The sequence below is a fragment of the Advenella sp. genome (genome assembly GCF_052108595.1).
Taxonomy (GTDB): domain Bacteria; phylum Pseudomonadota; class Gammaproteobacteria; order Burkholderiales; family Burkholderiaceae_B; genus Advenella.
Genome location: NZ_JBQEAU010000044.1, coordinates 11,925 through 30,002, shown reverse-complemented (window position 1 = coordinate 30,002; position 18,078 = coordinate 11,925). Strand labels below are relative to the sequence as shown.

At 58.2% G+C, this 18,078-nt stretch carries 19 protein-coding genes; 8 read left to right on the top strand and 11 right to left on the bottom strand.

Translation table 11 applies throughout. The annotated features are described in order from the left end of the window. The 4 genes from ACTIKR_RS09885 to ACTIKR_RS09870 all read right to left on the bottom strand — a co-directional run. Window positions 1-629: SDR family NAD(P)-dependent oxidoreductase (locus ACTIKR_RS09885; RefSeq protein ID WP_442327749.1), on the bottom strand; the 629-nt coding region annotated here is incomplete at its 3' end. After that, window positions 616-1,557: a 3-keto-5-aminohexanoate cleavage protein gene (locus tag ACTIKR_RS09880; protein WP_193087879.1), complete on the bottom strand. Its 942-nt coding sequence runs from the start codon at window positions 1,555-1,557 to the stop codon at window positions 616-618. The genes ACTIKR_RS09880 and ACTIKR_RS09885, both read right to left, overlap by 14 nt. An 89-nt stretch (window positions 1,558-1,646) precedes the next feature. Then, entirely contained in the window at window positions 1,647-2,615 is a 969-nt protein-coding gene (locus ACTIKR_RS09875) for a 3-hydroxyacyl-CoA dehydrogenase (protein WP_442327748.1), read from the bottom strand. Window positions 2,616-2,717: 102 nt separating this feature from the next. Further along, complete coding sequence (locus ACTIKR_RS09870) at window positions 2,718-3,923, bottom strand: ABC transporter substrate-binding protein (protein WP_193087877.1); 1,206 nt, start codon at window positions 3,921-3,923, stop codon at window positions 2,718-2,720. 100 nt (window positions 3,924-4,023) lie between these two features. Between ACTIKR_RS09870 and ACTIKR_RS09865 the strand changes: the two genes are divergently transcribed. Beyond that, entirely contained in the window at window positions 4,024-4,740 is a 717-nt protein-coding gene (locus ACTIKR_RS09865) for a GntR family transcriptional regulator (RefSeq protein WP_193087876.1), read from the top strand. Between the two features lie 217 nt (window positions 4,741-4,957). Here the strand turns inward: ACTIKR_RS09865 and ACTIKR_RS09860 are convergent, their stop codons facing one another. Then, the gene (locus ACTIKR_RS09860) at window positions 4,958-5,728 is read right to left on the bottom strand and encodes an SDR family oxidoreductase (RefSeq protein WP_193087875.1); all 771 of its coding nucleotides are present in this window, start codon (window positions 5,726-5,728) and stop codon (window positions 4,958-4,960) included. A 301-nt stretch (window positions 5,729-6,029) separates the two neighbouring features. Between ACTIKR_RS09860 and rocF the strand changes: the two genes are divergently transcribed. Continuing rightward, complete coding sequence (gene rocF, locus ACTIKR_RS09855) at window positions 6,030-6,980, top strand: arginase (RefSeq protein WP_193087874.1); 951 nt, start codon at window positions 6,030-6,032, stop codon at window positions 6,978-6,980. Beyond that, the gene (locus tag ACTIKR_RS09850) at window positions 6,980-7,438 is read left to right on the top strand and encodes a PACE efflux transporter (RefSeq protein WP_193087873.1); all 459 of its coding nucleotides are present in this window, start codon (window positions 6,980-6,982) and stop codon (window positions 7,436-7,438) included. Before rocF ends, ACTIKR_RS09850 begins: the two co-directional genes overlap by 1 nt. A 212-nt stretch (window positions 7,439-7,650) precedes the next feature. Here ACTIKR_RS09850 and ACTIKR_RS09845 read toward each other — a convergent pair whose 3' ends face one another. Beyond that, on the bottom strand, window positions 7,651-8,211 hold the full coding sequence (locus ACTIKR_RS09845) for a DNA-3-methyladenine glycosylase I (RefSeq protein WP_193087872.1): 561 nt from the start codon (window positions 8,209-8,211) through the stop codon (window positions 7,651-7,653). Between the two features lie 100 nt (window positions 8,212-8,311). On the opposite strand from ACTIKR_RS09845, the gene ACTIKR_RS09840 reads away from it, so the two are divergent. Further along, on the top strand, window positions 8,312-9,253 hold the full coding sequence (locus ACTIKR_RS09840) for a DMT family transporter (RefSeq protein ID WP_226816609.1): 942 nt from the start codon (window positions 8,312-8,314) through the stop codon (window positions 9,251-9,253). Between the two features lie 154 nt (window positions 9,254-9,407). Here the strand turns inward: ACTIKR_RS09840 and ACTIKR_RS09835 are convergent, their stop codons facing one another. Next, entirely contained in the window at window positions 9,408-10,040 is a 633-nt protein-coding gene (locus ACTIKR_RS09835) for a glutathione S-transferase family protein (RefSeq protein WP_193087871.1), read from the bottom strand. A 214-nt stretch (window positions 10,041-10,254) separates the two neighbouring features. Between ACTIKR_RS09835 and ACTIKR_RS09830 the strand changes: the two genes are divergently transcribed. Together ACTIKR_RS09830 and ACTIKR_RS09825 are read left to right on the top strand one after the other, a co-directional pair. Then, window positions 10,255-11,628, top strand: coding sequence for a class II fumarate hydratase (locus tag ACTIKR_RS09830; RefSeq protein ID WP_442327747.1), 1,374 nt, complete (start codon window positions 10,255-10,257; stop codon window positions 11,626-11,628). Between the two features lie 45 nt (window positions 11,629-11,673). Next, window positions 11,674-11,955 (top strand): DUF1289 domain-containing protein, encoded by a 282-nt coding sequence (locus tag ACTIKR_RS09825; protein WP_193087869.1) that lies wholly within the window; start codon window positions 11,674-11,676, stop codon window positions 11,953-11,955. 114 nt (window positions 11,956-12,069) lie between these two features. Here ACTIKR_RS09825 and ACTIKR_RS09820 read toward each other — a convergent pair whose 3' ends face one another. After that, entirely contained in the window at window positions 12,070-12,522 is a 453-nt protein-coding gene (locus ACTIKR_RS09820) for a VOC family protein (RefSeq protein ID WP_193087868.1), read from the bottom strand. 17 nt (window positions 12,523-12,539) lie between these two features. Continuing rightward, window positions 12,540-12,980 carry a VOC family protein gene (locus ACTIKR_RS09815; RefSeq protein ID WP_442327746.1) on the bottom strand — a complete coding sequence of 147 codons (441 nt, stop codon included), beginning with the start codon at window positions 12,978-12,980 and terminating at the stop codon, window positions 12,540-12,542. Between the two features lie 172 nt (window positions 12,981-13,152). Here ACTIKR_RS09815 and ACTIKR_RS09810 point away from each other — a divergent pair, with 172 nt between their 5' ends. Then, entirely contained in the window at window positions 13,153-14,112 is a 960-nt protein-coding gene (locus ACTIKR_RS09810; protein ID WP_128393284.1) for a GlxA family transcriptional regulator, read from the top strand. Window positions 14,113-14,311: 199 nt separating this feature from the next. Here ACTIKR_RS09810 and ACTIKR_RS09805 read toward each other — a convergent pair whose 3' ends face one another. Both ACTIKR_RS09805 and ACTIKR_RS09800 read right to left on the bottom strand, forming a co-directional pair. Beyond that, window positions 14,312-15,664 (bottom strand): MmgE/PrpD family protein, encoded by a 1,353-nt coding sequence (locus ACTIKR_RS09805; RefSeq protein ID WP_193087866.1) that lies wholly within the window; start codon window positions 15,662-15,664, stop codon window positions 14,312-14,314. Between the two features lie 42 nt (window positions 15,665-15,706). Then, window positions 15,707-16,867: an acyl-CoA dehydrogenase family protein gene (locus tag ACTIKR_RS09800; protein ID WP_193087865.1), complete on the bottom strand. Its 1,161-nt coding sequence runs from the start codon at window positions 16,865-16,867 to the stop codon at window positions 15,707-15,709. A 115-nt stretch (window positions 16,868-16,982) separates the two neighbouring features. On the opposite strand from ACTIKR_RS09800, the gene ACTIKR_RS09795 reads away from it, so the two are divergent. Next, the gene (locus tag ACTIKR_RS09795) at window positions 16,983-17,960 is read left to right on the top strand and encodes a LysR substrate-binding domain-containing protein (RefSeq protein WP_193087864.1); all 978 of its coding nucleotides are present in this window, start codon (window positions 16,983-16,985) and stop codon (window positions 17,958-17,960) included. Window positions 17,961-18,078: the final 118 nt, after the last annotated feature.

Sequence of the window (18,078 nt, the reverse complement as noted above, 5' to 3'; positions counted from 1 at the left end):
AAGGGCTCATCGTTTTGCAGCGCCTCATTGAACTCCGTGGCAATGTAACCGGGCACCACCGCATTCACGGTGATGTGATGCGGGCTCAGTTCCACGGCCCATTGCCGAGCCAGTGCATGCAGGCCGGCCTTGGCGACGGTGTAGGCCGAAATGTCCTTGCGTCCCTGCAGGCCGGTGACCGAGCCGGTCACAATCACGCGCCCGTATTTTTGCTGCACCATATGGGTGGCCAGGTGGCGACCCAGCGCCCATTGCGCGGTGAGATTGAGCCAGAGCACTTCTTCGAACTTTTCCTGAGGGGAAGTCAGCAGGCTTTCACGATGCTGCATGGCAGCGTTGGCCATGAAAATCTGGATGGGCCCATGTTCCTGGATCAGGCGGTCAACGGTGGCAATCGACTGATGGATATCTGCCGCATCGAAAGGCGCTTCAATAATCTGCAGTCCTGCCTGGCGCAGGGTGTGCGCGGCCTGCGACACTGTCTGCGCTGATCGACCATTGATGATGACCCTGGCCCCCTGCTCGGCCAGCGCGCGTGCACTGGCCAGCCCGATGCCCCGGCTGGAGCCGGTTACCAATGCAAGCTGTCCGTCCAGAGAGAACCGCACAGGGCCCTTAGAAATTGACATTAGCCGCACCTTTCAATTGCAGGATCTCGCGAGCTTCATCAGGGCTGGCAATTTGCAGATTCAGGCCTTCGAGCACCTGGCGTATTTGTGAGACCTGATCGGCATTGGACTCGGCCAGCCGTTTCGGTGCAATCCATAGCGAGTCTTCCAGACCAACCCGTACATTGGAACCCATGCTCGCCCCCATGGACGCCAGCGGGATTTGATTACGCCCTGCACCCAGGATAGACCACTGGTAATCCTGCCCGAACAGTCGGTCTGCCGTGCGCCGCATATGCATCAGATCTTCCGGATGCGGGCCAATGCCGCCCAGCAGCCCGAATACGGACTGAATGAACGGGGGAGACTTGACCAGGCCGCGATCCATGAAGTGGGCCAGGTTATACAAATGGCTGATGTCATAGCATTCAAATTCAAAGCGCGTACCGTTATCGTTGCCCAGGCGCAGGATGGTTTCAATATCCTTGAAGGTGTTTTTGAACACCAGGTCGCGGCTTTTTTCAAGATGTTCGCGCTCCCATTCGTGCTCGAACTGTTTGAAGCGATCCAGCATCGTGTACAGGCCGAAGTTCATGGAGCCCATATTCAGGGAGGCCAGCTCGGGCTTGAAGGTGGTGGCCGGGCGCATGCGCTCCTCCACCGTCATGTGGGGGCTGCCGCCGGTGGTGATATTGATGACTGCGTCGGTTTCTGCCTTGATGCGAGCCAGAAACGGCTTGAAAAATTCCGGATCCTGGGTGGGGCGCCCGTCTTTCGGGTCGCGTGCGTGCAAGTGCAGGATGGCGGCGCCGGCCCTGGCCGCGGCAATGGCGTCATCGGCAATCTGGTCGGCAGTGACCGGCAGATGCGCAGACATGCTGGGCGTATGGATTGCGCCGGTAACAGCGCAGGTAATAATGACTTTGTGTGGTTTTTTGCTTGTGCTCATAACGTGTTATCCAGGTTCAGAAAATGGTTGCGGTACTGGCGATGCACTGCCGGGTCGGCTGGACAGGGCCGTTCATGATCGGTACCGGATCAGTGGGTGTCCTGCGTATCGGTGTCGTTGGCATGTTGCCGCTTGTGGGCGGCCAGCGCCATCAGACGCTGATCGCGCCAGGCTCGGCGTGCAGCCAATTCGGTTTCCGGCAGATCGGCCCGGCGCGCCGTTGTGACACTGTCTATCAGCGCGCCCGACCAGGGCCGGGTATCCACCTGTGTTTTGGCCAGCTCCTGATACAGCGGCCCATAGCGCTCGGCATAGTCACGGATGCCCTGGGGGGCGTTCAGATCGATGGTCTCGAACGGCCCCATAAATGACCAGCGTAGCCCCAGGCCATTACTGACCGTAGTGTCCAGATCCTCCACCGAGACATAACCCTGTTCGACCAGCCGGAAGGCTTCGCGCAGCAGCGCGCCCTGCAGCCGGTTCAGGATGAAACCGTCGATTTCCTGTAACACCGTGACCGGCTTTTGTTTCACGGCATCCATGATGGCGCGGGCGCGCACGAGTGTTTGCTCGCTGGTCCACGGCGCGCCGCACAGTTCCACCACGGGAATCAGGGAGGGCGGATTGACCGGGTGGGCAACCAGGCAGCGGGCGCGACCGGCCAGCCCCTCGGTAAACGCCGATGCTGGAATACCTGAAGTGGAACTGGCCAGGATGGCCTCTGGCGGGGCGGCGGCATCCAGCCGGGCAAAAATATCCAGTTTGATGTCCAGCACTTCGGGCAGGTTCTCCTGCACATAGCTGGTATTGGCAACAGCCGCTTCCAGGCTGTCTGCGATGCGGATGCGCGCCATGGCGCCGGGCACATCGTCGACCAGGCCGTACTGCGCCAGCGTCTGCATTTGCTGCTCGATCAGCGTCACTGCCTGCCGGGCAGCCTGGGCATCGCCATCCCATAGCGTTGTTACGCAACCGGCGCGGGCAAAGACAACGGCCCAGGCCTGGCCGATCAGGCCGGTGCCGATAATACTGACTGAAGCAAGGGTAGGGGCGTTCACAATGAAAAGGTTTCCGCAAGAAGTGGGGGCGAGGTATGGGTCATGTCGGTGACGGACCATGGCAATACCGGGTTGCCCCCGTGATGGTATGAAAGGCAGCGTTTATAACTTGCACGAGGATGATTCGGATTCGGGGCCATAGGCCTCTTCACCCGGGATGGTGGCGGACACTTTGAAGTAATCCCACTCGCCTTTGGATTCCGATGGTTTCTTTACCTCGTACAGGAACATGTCGTGCACCAGCAGGCCGTTAGGCCGCACTTTGCCGTTCTTGATATAAAAATCGGCGATCGGGTTCGATTTGAACCAGTCCATGATGGTCTTGCCATCGTCGGTGCTGCTGGCAGCGACCGCTTTCAGATAGGTTTTGACTGCCGAGTAGTCGCCGCCCTGGTTAAAGGTAGGCATGGCCCCGTGTTTTTTCATGAAGGCCTGCGACCAGGTGCGGGAGGCTTCGTCCTGATCCCAGTACCAGGGGGCCGTGCGGTACATGCCCTGTGTTGGCTCCAGCCCCAGTGCATGAATGTCGCTGATGTATACCTGCAGGCCGGCCAGCCGCATGCTGGAGGTCACGCCAAAGTCGTTGGCTGCCTTGACCGCCGCGATGAAGTCATTTCCCGAATTGGCCAGGCCCAGGATTTTGGCGCCCGACGATTGGGCCTGCAGCATGTAGGATGAGAAGTCGGCCGTGCTCAGTGGCACTTTGACGCTGCCCATGACTTTGCCGCCCGACTGGCTGACGACTTCCGATGCCGTTTTCTGCAGTGCGTGGCCGAACGCATAATCTGCGGTAATGAAGAACCAGTCTTTGCCGCCCTGCTTAAGGACGGCGGATGCCACGCCATAGGCCGTCGCCCGGGTATTGTAGGCATAGTGCACGGTATAAGGGGTGCAGTATTCGTTGGTGATGGCGGTGGCGCCGGCGCCCACGGAAATCAGCGGGATATGCTTTTCGGCAGCCACGGTGGCGATGGCCAGTGTGGTGGCTGAATTGGTGCCGCCAATGATGACGTCGATTTTATTCTGGTCGATCCATGCGCGCGCCTTGGAGGCCGCCAGATCGGCGCGGTTCTGGTGATCGGCCGTCACAAGCGTGATTTTGTTGCCATCAATGGCGCCGCCGGCCTCGTCAATCGCCATCTGGATGGCCACGGTACCACCCGGCCCGTCGGTATCGGCGTACACGCCGGACATATCGGTAATAAAACCGATCCGGATTTCCTTGTCTGATATTGCGGCGGCGGCATGCGCCAGCGGGGCAGCAGCCAGCGTGCAGCATCCGGCAAGCACTAATGTTGTTGATTTCATCCTGTCTCCTATACACTGCGGTTGCAGAAGGTCGTTGTTGTTGATATAAGTAAACTATAACAACTGTGATCACAGAATAAACCTTGGTAATTACCCTTATATGAAAAACGAAAGAGAAGGCACTGCCAGTCGGCAAACCCTGAGTGCATCCGTTTTGGAACAGATCAAACAGATGCTGTGGAGCGGCAGGGTCATGCCCGGGGAGCAACTGTCGATCCGTAAAACTGCCGAGGCGCTGGGTGTGAGCATGATGCCGGTGCGCGATGCCTTTTCCCGGTTGGTGGCCGATCATGCACTGGAAGTGACGCCGAACCGCTCGGTGCGGGTCCCTGTCCTGAGCGTGGGAACCTTTACCGAGATTACCCGTATCCGTTTTGAAATCGAGGGGATGGCTGTTGCCGAAGCAGCGGGCAAGGCCAGTGCATCGCTGCTATCGGACATTGCCCTGATCAATGACACGCTGTCCCGGGAAATGGCCAAGCCGCAGGCTGATACGCAGGAACTGGTCAGCCTGAATCAGCAGTTTCACTTTGCCATTTACGAGGCGGCCGCCATGCCGGTGCTGTTTCATATGATAGAGAGCATGTGGCTGCGCATCGGCCCCATTCTGAACTTCGATCTGCGCCAGGGCTCGCCGCGTACCCGGGAGCAGGTGGCCGTGGCGCATCATCGGGCCATGATCGGTGCGTTGCAGCGTGGCGATGCCCAGGCTGCCCGCAGGGCGGTGGTTGCCGACATCCGCGAAGCATTTGAATATATGACAACGCGCACGCCCAGCCTGTTCCTGCCGCCGGATGGCAGCGGCCCCGGCCGCTGAGGAGTGATCCGGGGGCTAACAGGGACGTCGGGGGCTCGCAGTGGCAATGATGCCCTGCGAGTCCCTTATGGTTCTTATCGTCCAATGGCGCTAGGGTCCTTACAGGCTTTTTTGTCACCCACTTGTTGCAGCTTCTTCAATAGCCCTTATGTTCGCGCCATGACTTGCTTAAGGCACCCTTATGCAAGGTATCGTTAAGCAAGCCCCCTGCTGGGGATCAAAACAGTTTTTCGGTATGGCCATCCACAGCCAGCGCCTGTCCTGATATATTCAGCGCCAGATCGCTGCATACGAAGAGCGCCTGATTGGCAATATCGTCTGCAGTGACCATGGTATGCATGGCCGACTGGGCTTTGTACGTATCTTCCACCTCGGCGTGGGGCTTGCCCAGCATTTTGGCTTTGGCGCTGATGACCTGCTGAATGCGCGGGCCATCTACTGCACCAGGGCAAATCGCATTGACGCGGATGCCATCGGGACCCAGTTCATTGGCTAACGAGCGAGTAAAACCGATGACTGCCCATTTGGAAGCCGAATAGGGCGTGCGGCCGGCAAAGCCCAGGCGGCCCGCTGCCGATGACAGATTGACAATCGCCGGATGGGTTCCCTTGCGCAAATGCGGCAGCGCATTCTGCACATAAAGAAACTGACCCGTGATGTTGATGCGCAGGGTATTCTCCCATTCTGCCAGCGTGATATCCTCTACCGGCCCGGTCGGACCGGCAATGCCGGCGTTGTTGATCAGAATATCCAGTCCGCCCAGCGCCTGGACAGCCTGCTCCACGCTGCGCACGACATCGCGCTCGTTGCCTGCGTCCGCCGTGACGGCATGAACTTGCGGCAACTGCGACTTCAATGTCCTGAGCGCAGATTCATTGATATCGGTGACAAACACCGACGCGCCTGCCTTGGTGAAAACATGCGCCATGGCCAGCCCGATGCCACCGCCGCCGGCTGTGATCAATACCCGTCGTCCCTGCAAATCCATATCTGTCTCCTGGTTATGGTGATAATTGTCACTTTATGCCGAGTATCATAACTGGCGCGGCGAAAATATTAAAGTGTGATCACAGTAACCGCTGGTAAAAAGTCAGGGCTGTTGTGCAGATCAGTCGGCTCCGACATGCGGCGGCAGGGCTGCAGCAAGCCCACTTTGCGGTATTGCCAGTCGCGGATCTGGCGGTTTTTGCGGTTACAATGGACTGTCGTCAAAAACGCCCAATCAGAGATTGCAGCAGCCGGTCATATCTGGCGCGGCGCCAGTTGCAATCGTCAGGAGAAACAGTCAAGTGCAGGACATACGCAAGCAAGTGAGTCTGGTCGGCGTGCCGACCGATGTCGGCGCGGGCCATCGTGGCGCCAGCATGGGCCCGGAAGCCATTCGGGTTGCGGGTATCACGCAAACGCTGGAGCACCTGGGTATCGCAGTGCGCGATTGCGGTAATCTGAATGGTCCACCCAATCCCTGGTTGCCACCGCAGGCAGGCTATCGGCATCTGGAACAGGTCATCGCCTGGAACCAGCTGGCTCATGATGCGCTTTATGCAGAGCTTTGCCAGGGGCGGTTCCCCATCATGCTGGGCGGCGACCACTGCCTTGGGGTGGGGTCGATCGCTGCCGTATCGCGCTATTGTCGGGAACAGGGCCGCAAACTACGGGTGCTGTGGCTGGACGCGCACACAGACTTCAACACTGCCGATCTGACACCCAGCGGCAATATCCATGGCATGCCGGTAGCGTGCCTGTTTGGCCACGGGCCGCGCGAACTGGTGCAAATGGCTGGCCAGGTGCCGGCATTGCAGGCCGATATGCTGCGCCAAATCGGGATTCGCAGTGTGGACGAGGGTGAGAAAACATTCATTCATCAGCAGGGCATAGAAGTATTCGACATGCGTTTCATTGACGAGCATGGTATGCGTCATACCATGGAACAGGCTTTGCATGGCCTGGATGAAAACACTCATTTGCATGTGAGCTTCGATGTGGATTTCCTGGATCCGGATATTGCTCCCGGCGTAGGCACCACCGTGCGCGGTGGACCCAATTATCGGGAAGCCCAGCTGTGCATGGAGATGATTGCCGATACCGAATGCATGGCTTCGCTTGATATAGTTGAACTCAATCCGGCGCTGGATGTACGCAACCAGACCGCCGAAGTGGCGCTGGATCTGGTGCGCAGCCTGTTCGGACAAAGCACGCTGGTGCGCCCCAAATATAAAAACGGTTCTGGCAGGAAATAATGCAACAAACGACAACGAGTCAGGAAAAGAACAAGACGGTTCTTGAGCGGTTTCTGCACGCCCTTATTTTTGAAGTGCTGGCCATTGGGCTATCGGCCCCGCTGGCCGCCGTGCTGTCGGGCCATTCCATGACCGACATGGGCGTGGTGACAGTTGTGATCGCCATTATGGCGCTGATCTGGAATATGGTTTACAACGCCATGTTCGATCGCTTTCTGGCGTCAAGCGGAAAAAGCAAGACGCTGGTCATGCGCATCTGGCACAGCATCGGCTTTGAGCTTGGCTTGTTGGTCATGGCTATTCCATTTGTGATGTGGTGGCTGAACATCGGCTTGTGGGAAGCGCTGGTGCTGGATATCGGGCTGATTCTGTTCTATCTGCCCTATGCGTATATCTACAATCTGGTTTACGACACGCTGCGCAGCCGCTACTGGGGGCGTCGCGTGCAGCAATGCTGAACTGATATTTGATTGCTGGTATTGCGGCCCGTTCGTGCCAGCAGCGCCTGGCGACGTACACGACCGATACGATCAGTACACGCTGTGCGACTTCTGTGGCCCTTACAGCCCATCCAGCTCATCCAGCCTATGTAGCCCGATGGCCCGCCGCTGCGCCGGCGGTACAGTGAGGCGTTGTTACTTGTCGTCTCCCGCTGCGCCACCATGCGTTGTCATTTTTTTACCGGTTGTTGCTGCCAGACGGCGCCCGCTTTCAGGGCGCGCTGGTATGCTGGACAGTCTTCATCGTGCGCGCCTGGCAGATAGCCAATACTCATCAGAAAAGAGCCCACGATTTCCCCGCCCGTAAACTTGAATGTCTTGCGAAACAATCGCACCCATTGTTCCTTGCTCATGGGGTGATGCAGGTGCAGCCAGGCCTTGAATGAGCCATGCTCCTGCTGCAGCGATTGCACAACCTGGGCGTTGTGAATGGCCGCGTTTACTTTCAGGCGGTTGCGAATGATGCCCGCATCGGCCAGCAGCCGCTGGCGATCGGCATCATTGTAGGCGGCAACGGTATCAATATCAAAGTTGTCATAGGCCTGCAAAAAGCCGGCTTCTTTGTTCAAAATGGTTGACCATGACAGGCCCGCCTGATTGATTTCCAGAACCAGCCGGCCAAACAGCTCGTTGTCATCTTCCACCGGAAAGCCATAGCGCTCGTCGTGATACTGTTTATGGGTAGAAGCCGTTTCTGGCGGCAATTGGGCAACGAATACGCAGTAGCTCATGATGTTTCCTGATCAGGCAAAAAAGGGCAGTGGCAAACCACAAGGGTCTGCTACCATTCTGCATTATTCTACCTCCTGGACTGACCCGCAGTAACCGGCCATGTTGTCCGGCTTGCGACCCACCGCCATCATGAGCCAATCTGCATCCACTTCGTCCCTTGCGCTTAATCGCTACGAAATTGCCCTCGTGATAATTACGGTCTTCTGGGGTGCTACCTTTCTGATCGTACAGAAAGCGCTGGTGCACAGTGACCCATTTGTGTTTGTGGGCATGCGCTTTGGCTGTGCCGCGCTGGCCATGATGTTGTGTTCCATGCGCATCCTGCGGGGATTAACGAGCCTGGAAGTGCGTGCGGGCATGCTGATCGGCCTGTGTATTTTCCTGGGTTATAGCCTGCAGACCGTAGGCTTGCAGACCATCGCCAGCAGCAAGTCGGCGTTTATCACGGCCTTGTATGTACCGCTGGTCCCGCTGATGCAATGGCTGTTCCTGAAACGACCGCCAACCCTGATGAACTGGATCGGGGCGGCCCTGGCCTTCATCGGGCTGGTGTTGCTGGCTGATCCGCAAAGCATGGAAGGCGGGGCCGGTACGGGTGAGTGGCTGACGGTTTTGAGCGCCATTGCAATCGCGGTAGAAGTGATTTTGATCAGCCGTTTTGCCGGCCAGGTGGATCTGCGACGGGTAACCATCGTGCAACTGGCGACCGCGTCCATATTGGCAGGCCTGACGGGCGTTGCCCGAGGCGAGGGCATGCCCGATCTGGCCTCGCCCGTGCTGGTGATCAGTATTCTGGTGCTGGGCCTGGCCAGCGCGGTGATCCAGATTACGATGAACTGGGCCCAGAACCATATTTCCGCCACGCGCGCAACGGTCATTTATGCGGGCGAACCGGTATGGGCGGGCATCATCGGACGGGTATTTGCCGATGAACGACATTCGGCGCTGGCGCTGTTCGGCGCCGTGTTGATTATCGTCAGTGTGGTGGTGAGCGAGTTGAAGCTGCGGGTGCGGCGCCGGCCGCCGGCAGCGCTGCCCTGATCCTGTCTGGCCGATCCCGCCTGCCGCAACCCCAGGGTCGCTACCTGGGCGAACGGCCCTGGGGTTGCGGCTCATGTTTAAGTACCCTGTTTTTTGAGTCCGTATTTTTTGTTCATGGCCCGTATTTTTTATACGATCCCTGTTTAGTGTTGATTTACTTCTGCGATTCGGCCATGGCCTGTTCCATGATTTTGATGCTGCGCTGATAGGCGGGCCGTTGCGTGATGCGGTCCACGTAGGCCTTGAAGGCAGGGCGCGGTTCAAGTGCACCGAATTGCATATAAAACCGGATGGCCGAACCCACGTACACATCGGCCGCCGTGAACTGTTCGCCGCAGATCCAGGTCGTACTGGACACAGCCTGCTCCAATACGTCGACCGCGCGCTCCAGCGTCCCAAAGCCCAGCATCGCGCTTTTGTCCACCGGAATTGGCATACCCAGGGATTTCATGGTGATCGCTTCCTCCAGCGGTCCGGCCACAAAGAACAGCCAGCGGTAATAGGTGCCACGCAAGGGACTGTCGATCGCGGGGGCCAGGTTTTTCTGCGGGTACTGATCAGCCAGGAATGCGCAGATGGCGGCGCCTTCGGTAACCACATGACCATCATGCACAATGGCGGGCACCTTGCCCATCGGGTTGATGGCCAGGTACTCGGGCGTTTTCATGGCCCCCTGATAGTTCAGATAGACGGTCTCATAGGGTTCGTCCAGCTCTTCAAGCATCCAGTGGATAACGGCGGCGCGGGACTGTGGGTTGGAGTAAAAGGTAATACGGCTGGCTGACATGATCGAATCCTTACAGGAAAAAGGGGTGATAGGGAAAAAGGTTGCGCTTCGCACTTATCATAGTGCGCAGGCGCTTGGCTGTGCAAATCGAATCACTAGCCGGCACTTTGCCGTCCGGTGCGGCCAGGTGGTGCTTATAATGGTATGACAGGGGTATGGCAGTCGCCAGTGCGCAGCACAGGTTTTTCATATTTTGAACTGATGAGGTTAAGCAATGAAAACACGGATCGAGAAAGACAGTATGGGGCAGTTGGAGGTTCCGGCCCAGGCGCTTTATGGTGCACAGACTCAGCGCGCCATCAATAACTTCCCGATCAGCGGGCAGCGCCTGCCTGCCGCCTTTATCCGTTCCCTGTTGCTGGCCAAGGCGGCTGCGGCCAAAGCCAATGTCAGGCTAAAACAGATTCCACCTGACATGGGGCAGGCAATCGTGACCTCCGTGGATACGCTGCTCGAAGGCGATTTCATGGTGCATTTTCCCATTGATATCTACCAGACCGGATCGGGCACCAGCACCAACATGAATGCCAACGAGGTGCTGGCCACGCTGGCGACCAAACTGTATGGCGAGCCGGTCAGCCCCAATGATCATGTCAACTACGGGCAAAGCAGCAACGATATGATTCCTGGCACCATTCATATCAGCGCAGCAGTGCAACTGCACAAAGAACTGCTGCCGGCGCTGACGCATCTGGCCAAAGTGATTCGCAAGAAAGCGCGCGCGGTCGATCGCTATGTGAAGACAGGCAGGACCCATTTGATGGACGCCATGCCCGTACGGATGAGCCAATCGCTCGAAGGCTGGGCAGTGCAGGTCGAACAGAACATCCAGATGCTCAAGGCGCAGCAGCCGCTGCTGCAAACCCTGGCGCAGGGCGGCACCGCAGTGGGCACGGGGATCAACGCTCATCCAAAATTTGCCGCTGAATTTGCCCGCCAGATCAGTACGCTGACAGGGGTGCGCTTTACCCCTGCCGAAAACTTTTTTGCCCACATCAGCTCCCAGGATATTGCCGTGGCGCTGTCAGGACAGCTCAAGACCACGGCGGTGACGTTCATGAAAATTGCCAATGATCTGCGCTGGATGAATTCCGGCCCGTTGGCCGGTCTGGGTGAAATCGAATTGGAAGCGCTGCAGCCGGGCTCGTCGATCATGCCGGGCAAGGTCAACCCGGTTATCCCCGAGGCCACTGCCATGGTCGCGGCACAGGTTATCGGCAACGATGCGGCCATTACGGTGGGCGGGCAGGCAGGCAATTTTGAATTGAACGTTATGCTGCCCATGATTGCCCACAACCTGCTGGGCAGCATTCAATTGCTGGCCAATGTGTCCCGCCTGCTGGCGGACAAATCCATTGCCACCTTCAAGGTCAATGAAGCCAGGCTGCAGGAGGCACTGGACAAGAATCCGATTCTGGTCACGGCGCTCAATCCGGTAGTCGGGTACCTGAAGGCAGCAGACATTGCCAAACAGGCATACAAGGAAAAGCGGCCGGTGATCGACGTGGCTGACGAAAACACCGATCTGGGCCAGGCGCAATTGCGCAAGCTGCTGGACCCGAAAAAACTGACCGAGGGCGGACTGTAACCACCGTGATGAACATGCCAGGTGAATATGCAGTCTGAAATGTCAATGGAACAGCTCGAATTTTTCGACATTCCCAGCCCCTGCCGGGGGATATGCGAAGTCAACAGCCGCGGCCTGTGCCGTGGCTGTCTGCGCAACCGGGAAGAGCGGTTTCAATGGCAGACCTTTTCCGATACTCGCAAGCGTGAAGTATTGCGCCTGTGTACCCAGCGCAGGCACAAGCTGATCCTGGAAACACTGACTGCACGAGCGCAAGCGGCCGCCGGTCATGCTGCAGACAGCCAGACCGATATTGAAGAGGATGAACCGCGCCTGCCAGGCACCTGAGGCACGTCCCAAGCCAGCCTTGCTACAGGTAGGGGGCTGCGACGAGGCTAAAAGGGTGTGGCGTAACGCCTTTATTTTTCCTGCCAGCCCCGTTGCGTCACACCCTTGCTGTCGTTATGCGGTCGTATTGTCGGTCTTTGCTGCGGCATCATTGCCCGGGAACTGCGCCATATCCATCCACATGATTTCCCAGATGTGCCCATCCAGGTCGTTGACGCTGCGGCCGTACATGAAGCCGTAATCCTGGGGCTCGCGCACTTCGGTCGCGCCCAGCGCCAGGGCACGGTTGGTCAGTTCGTCCACCTGCTCTCTGGAATCGCGACTGATGCATAGCAGCACTTCGCTGCTTTTGTGGGCGTCGGCAATCGGTTTGGGGGTGAAGTCGGAAAATCGCTTCTGTTGAAGAAACATCACACTTGCCATTGGACTGATTGGCATGCACACTGCATTTTCATCGCTGAACATGGGGTTGAACGTAAAGCCCAGGCCCGAGAAAAATGTTTTGGTCGCTTCAATCGAGGTGACCGGCAAATTGACGAAAAGCAGGGTTGGGTTGTCGGTATTCATTATGAACTCCAGTAGGATTATTGTGGTGATTTGCTGCCAAAGTAATTCAGATACCAGATCTTGCCGAACCTGTCGGTGAGCGCCGCGAACAAGTCTGCCCATGGCGTCGGCCCGGGCGGCACGGCAATGGTGCCGCCGCCGGCGAGAATCTCTACGCAACGGCGCAGGCTGTCTTCACTGTCAAGGCTGACGCCAAAGCCGTAATCGTTACCCGGACGATAGCCTTCGGGACCGCTCATGTCGGTCCCCTGAATCATAAAGTCCTGGTTGACCAGATGTCCATGCATGATTGCCTGGGGGTGAAGCAACGCGGCCGCGCAATCGGGCCCGGAAGGCATGGGCGGGCTGTCGGCCACGGTCTGGAACTTGAGTTCACCACCGAAGCAGGCGTGGTACAGCGTCAGCGCCTGACGACATTGACCATCGAAATTCAGATACGGTGATAGCGTGACGCGCATGGGTGCCTCCGGTAGGCTGTCATTGACATAGTTGACACTATAGTGGCGCGGCATGCATGCTGAAAAGTGCAGATAACGGCAATTGAACGGGTTGATTGCGACATCATTCTGCCGTATAGTGAGCGCGTATCCGGTCGTGTTCGCTACCGGAAATCCGCAAGCGGAGTGTGCCATGAAGCAGATTGTTTTTCTTGTCCCCCAAGGCGTCAATCTTGCCGGTCTGGAACAGGCCCGGCTGGGGCTTGCCGAAGCCTGCAGCTATCGTAAGCAGCAAAACCTGCCCATGCCATTCGAGGTATCGCTCGCAGGCGCGCAAAGCGATATACGGGCCGGTAACGGGCATTACACGATCCATCCGGACCATCTGTTGCCGGATATTCCGCAAGCGGATCTGTACATTGTGCCGCCAACTACACCATCTCCAGCAGCGCTAAGCGAAAACGCCGCCCTGATCGGCTGGATCGCCGCCAAATTTGCGCAAGGTGCGCCGGTGGCCAGCCTGTGTATGGGCAGCTCCCTGCTGGCGGCGGCTGGTATTCTGGATGGGCTGCGGGCGGTTACGCACTGGCAGGCGCTGGAAGCCATGCAACAAGTATTTCCCAGGGTGCGCTGGAATGCCGAGAAAACCATGGATTTTGATGGGGGCATCTTTACCAGCGGCGGCGCCATTTCGGCCAGCCGCCTGATCCTGCACCTGATCGAAATGCATTCGGATCGGGCCACCGCCATCTATTGCGCCAAGGTGTTCCAGCTCGATTATGAACGCCATTCGCAGTTGCCCTTTTCCATTTTCAATGGCTGGAAAGCGCATGGCGACTCAAGCATCACCCCGGTGCAGTCCTTTCTGGAACGGCACTATTCCGAAAAAATTACAGTCGAACAGTTGTGCGATTCTTTCGCCATGGGGCGACGCACCCTGGAGCGGCGTTTTCGCAAGGCCACCGGGCAATCGGTATTGGAATATCAGCAGCGCATTCGGGTGGAAGCGGCCAAGCGGCAGCTTGAAATGACCAGCAGTACGATTTCAGATGTGATGTACGGGGTGGGCTACAACGACGCCAAGGCCTTTCGCGATACCTTTCGCAAATATAGCGGCTTATCGCCGCTGGCCTATCGCGAACGGTATCAGTAGCACGCGGGCCAGACCTGATAGCTGCCACACGGACAGCCTGCAGCGCAGTCCCCGCGCCGCTAGCGTCCATCCAGATCGCCTTCTTTGGTATTGACTTGGTATCGCCAGCTTTGACGTCGCCCGCTCCGACGGCCTCATGCCCAACCTGGCGACCGTTACCTGTCGCCCCCGACAGCGCGGGGCAAATGACCTGACAAGCTTAATAAATGGCGCCAACGCGTGGCAGCTTGCCGATTGCTTCGATGGCATGCATGCCCGATTGCACCTGGTTCTCCGATAGTGACTTGCCGTATTGAGCCAGCCCACGAACCTTTTCGCGAATTTCCTCGCGTGACAGGGTATTGCCCGGATCGCCCTTGGGCTCATCGACCCGGCCCTGCAGCGTACGACCGTCCTGGGTCACGACCGACACCTTGCCAATCCAGCGCTGCGGATAGGCGGTATCGACTTCTTCGTCCAGCTCCATGGTGACCCGGTCACGGAAATCCGCGACGGCCTGGTCATTGAGTGCAGCGTCAAACTCGGGCATGCCGGCACGCTGACGCAGGGCGATCAGCGCCAGCACCGTGCCCATGGAAAACTTGGACTGGTGCACGGTTTCGGGACGGGTTACCGCACCCAGGACGTCGATGGCGCCCTGATGCACATGCGTAATCACACGGCTGATATCGGCGGCGGCCAGTCCATGGTCCTGCATGACCCGCGCCAGGGCATCGGCGGCAGGATGCGTATGACGGCATGATGCGTGGTACTTGAACGAGGTTTCGGTCAGGGCCCAGCGCGAGCCCAGTCGGTCGGTCAGGCGGGCCGGATCAGCGTCGCTGGACATGCCTGCCCCCATGCCCTGAGCGCCTTCGAGAATCTGTTTGGCGCCGGTAAATCCATCGCGTGCCAGCCAGGCTGCCGTCAGGCCGTTGGCTGCCGCTTTGGCCGTATGCAACTGCTTGGAATCGGCCGCGGTACGCAAAAACTCCCACAAGCCGGCGGCCTGGGTTCCGGCCGAGCCGATGGCATCGAGCATTTGCGCAGGCGACAATCCCATCAATCGGCCGGCGGCCACGGCGGCCGCAATGGTGCCTGCCGTGCCCGTAGTATGAAAGATGCGGTAGTGCGAGCGGCCCAGAAACTCGCCCACACGGATACCGACCTCGTAGCCGGCCACGCAGGCGGTCAGCAGATCCCGGCCGGAAGCGCCCGTTTCCTGGGCCACGGCCAGCGCCGCAGGAAACACCACGGCTGCCGGATGAAATACCGAGCCGTTATGCACATCATCCTGTTCCACCATATGCGCCGCTGCGCCGTTGATCAGCGCTGCAAACAGCGGCGAGGTAGTCTGCGTGGAGCCGATGATTTGCGCACTGCCCTGGGCCGGGCCCATGGCCCGCGCAAAATCGCGGATCGACTTGACCGGTCGCGCCGGATAGCCTGCAAGCATGGAACCAAAGGTATCGAGCAGAAAATCTTCACAGCGGGCAATGACCGCTGCAGGGATCATCTCAAAGTTGAGCGTGGCGGAAAATTCGGCGAGGGTGGCGCTGGGCGTTTGCGTCATAACAGGCTTCCTGGACAAAAAAACGGGTAATAATGGGCCGGATCAGAACGAACGGGGCAGGCCCAGAACGTGCTCGGCAACGTAGGAATAAATCAGATTGGTTGAAATAGGCGCAACCTGGTACAGCCGGGTTTCACGGAATTTGCGCTCTACATCGTATTCATTGGCAAAGCCGAAGCCGCCATGGAACTGTAAACATGCATTGGCCGCTTCCCACGAGGCTTCCGAAGCCAGCAGCTTGGCCATGTTGGCCTGTGTGCCGCAAGCCTGCTTGGCATCAAAACGGCGCGCCGCTTCATAGCGCATCAGGCTGGCGGCCTCGATATTGATGAAGGCCTTGGCGATAGGAAACTGTACACCCTGGTTCTGCCCGATCGGGCGGCCAAACACCTTGCGTTCCTTGACGTAGGCACTCACCTTGTCGATGAACCAGTAACCGTCGCCGATACATTCGGCCGCAATCAGCGTACGCTCGGCGTTCAGGCCGTCCAGGATATATTTGAACCCCTTGCCTTCTTCGCCGATCAGGTTTTCTTCGGGCAACTCGAGATTGTCGAAAAACAGCTCGTTGGTTTCATGGTTCACCATATTGGGAATGGGCTGCAGGGTCATGCCGCCCTTGAGCGCGGCATGGATGTCGACCAGGAAAATGGACATGCCCTCGGACTTGCGGGTGACCTGGTCCAGCGGGGTGGTGCGCGCCAGCAGAATCATGAGATCGGAATGCTGGACACGGGAAATCCATACTTTCTGGCCATTGATCACGTAACGACCGTCTTTTTTGACGGCAGTGGTTTTGATTTTGGTGGTGTCGGTGCCGGTCGTCGGTTCGGTCACGGCCATGGACTGTAAACGCAGCTGGCCGGTGGCGATCTTGGGCAGGTAGCGTGTTTTCTGCTCGTCCGACCCATGGCGCAATAGCGTGCCCATGTTATACATCTGGCCATGGCAGGCTCCGGAATTACCCCCACAGCGGTTGATCTCCTCCATGATGACGCTCGCTTCAGTTAGACTGAGGCCCGAACCACCATATTCCTGGGGAATCAGGGCGGCCAGCCAGCCCGCCTCGGTCAGGGCATTGACAAAGGTCTCGGGGTAGGCGCGTTTCTCGTCAATATCACGAAAATACTCAGCAGGAAATTGGGAGCACAAATCACGAATGGCATCGCGAATGTCCTGGTAGGCGTCAGCTTGATGTTGCATGATGGAAGTCTCGGAAATATTAACAGGAACAGCCTGTACTTTGCCAGATTGCACCGGTTCTGAATATTGATGTTTGCTTAACAAAGACTTTAGCGTTTATTAAGGAGCACCGCAGATGGCGATGCATTTTGACCTCACGGACATGCAACTGATGGTGCATATTAGCGAAGTGAACAGCCTGACCAAGGGCGCCGAGCGCTCGCACCTGTCGCTGCCGGCGGCCAGCAACCGGGTGAAAAACCTGGAAAACAACCTGGGCACGGCGTTGCTGTACCGTAACAGCCAGGGCGTCACGCTCACCCCATCGGGAGAGGCCTTTGTGCGCCATGCCCATATTGTGCTGCGCCAGCTGGAGCATTTGCGCGGTGATATTCGCGAATTTGCCGAAGGGATCAAGGGCAAGGTGCGGGTGTATGCCAATACCACCGCCATGAATGAATTTATGCCCGACATCCTGAGCCGCTATCTTGCCCTGCACCCGGATGTCAGCGTCGAACTGCGCGAACGTTTGAGTTATCGCATCGTCAAGCTGGTCAGCGAAGGATTGGCCGATATCGGTGTGGTGGCCGGCATTGACGAAGACCAGGTCGCCTCTGACGATGGCGTGCGTTTCATTCCCTACCGTTCCGACAACCTGGTGCTGGTCACCTCGCAGAACCATCGGCTGGCGGCATATGATGAACTGGCATTTGCAGAAACGCTGTCCTACGAATTTGTCGGCCTGTCCGAGTGGAGCGCGATTCATGCGTTTCTGAAGCAGGCCGCCGAGACGCTGGGCAGCCCCTTGCGCTTTCGCGTCGAAGTGGGCGGCTTCGAAGCGGCCTGCCGGATGATCGCGGCCAACGCCGGCATTGGCGTGATCCCCGAAACAGCGGCTTTGCGCTACGTGGCCAACATGCCGCTGAAGATTATCCATTTGAGCGACAGCTGGGCATTGCGCCGTCTCTATGTTTGCGTGCGCCGACTGGAAGATTTGCCGTCTTTTGCGCAGGAGCTGGTCGCGCTGATGCAGGCCGATGCGGGCATGTCGGGCGAGGGCGGTTGCGCCGAAGACGAACGGCGTTTGCGCAATCTCAAGCGCGGCAAGCGCTGACTCGGGTCCCAAGCGGCCACGGATGGGTACGAGCGGTCATGACGGGCGGCGCGCCTCTCTCTTGTCCGACCTGCCCGGGCACATCCCGTCAAACGCCCGGGGAATGCCCAAGCACTGC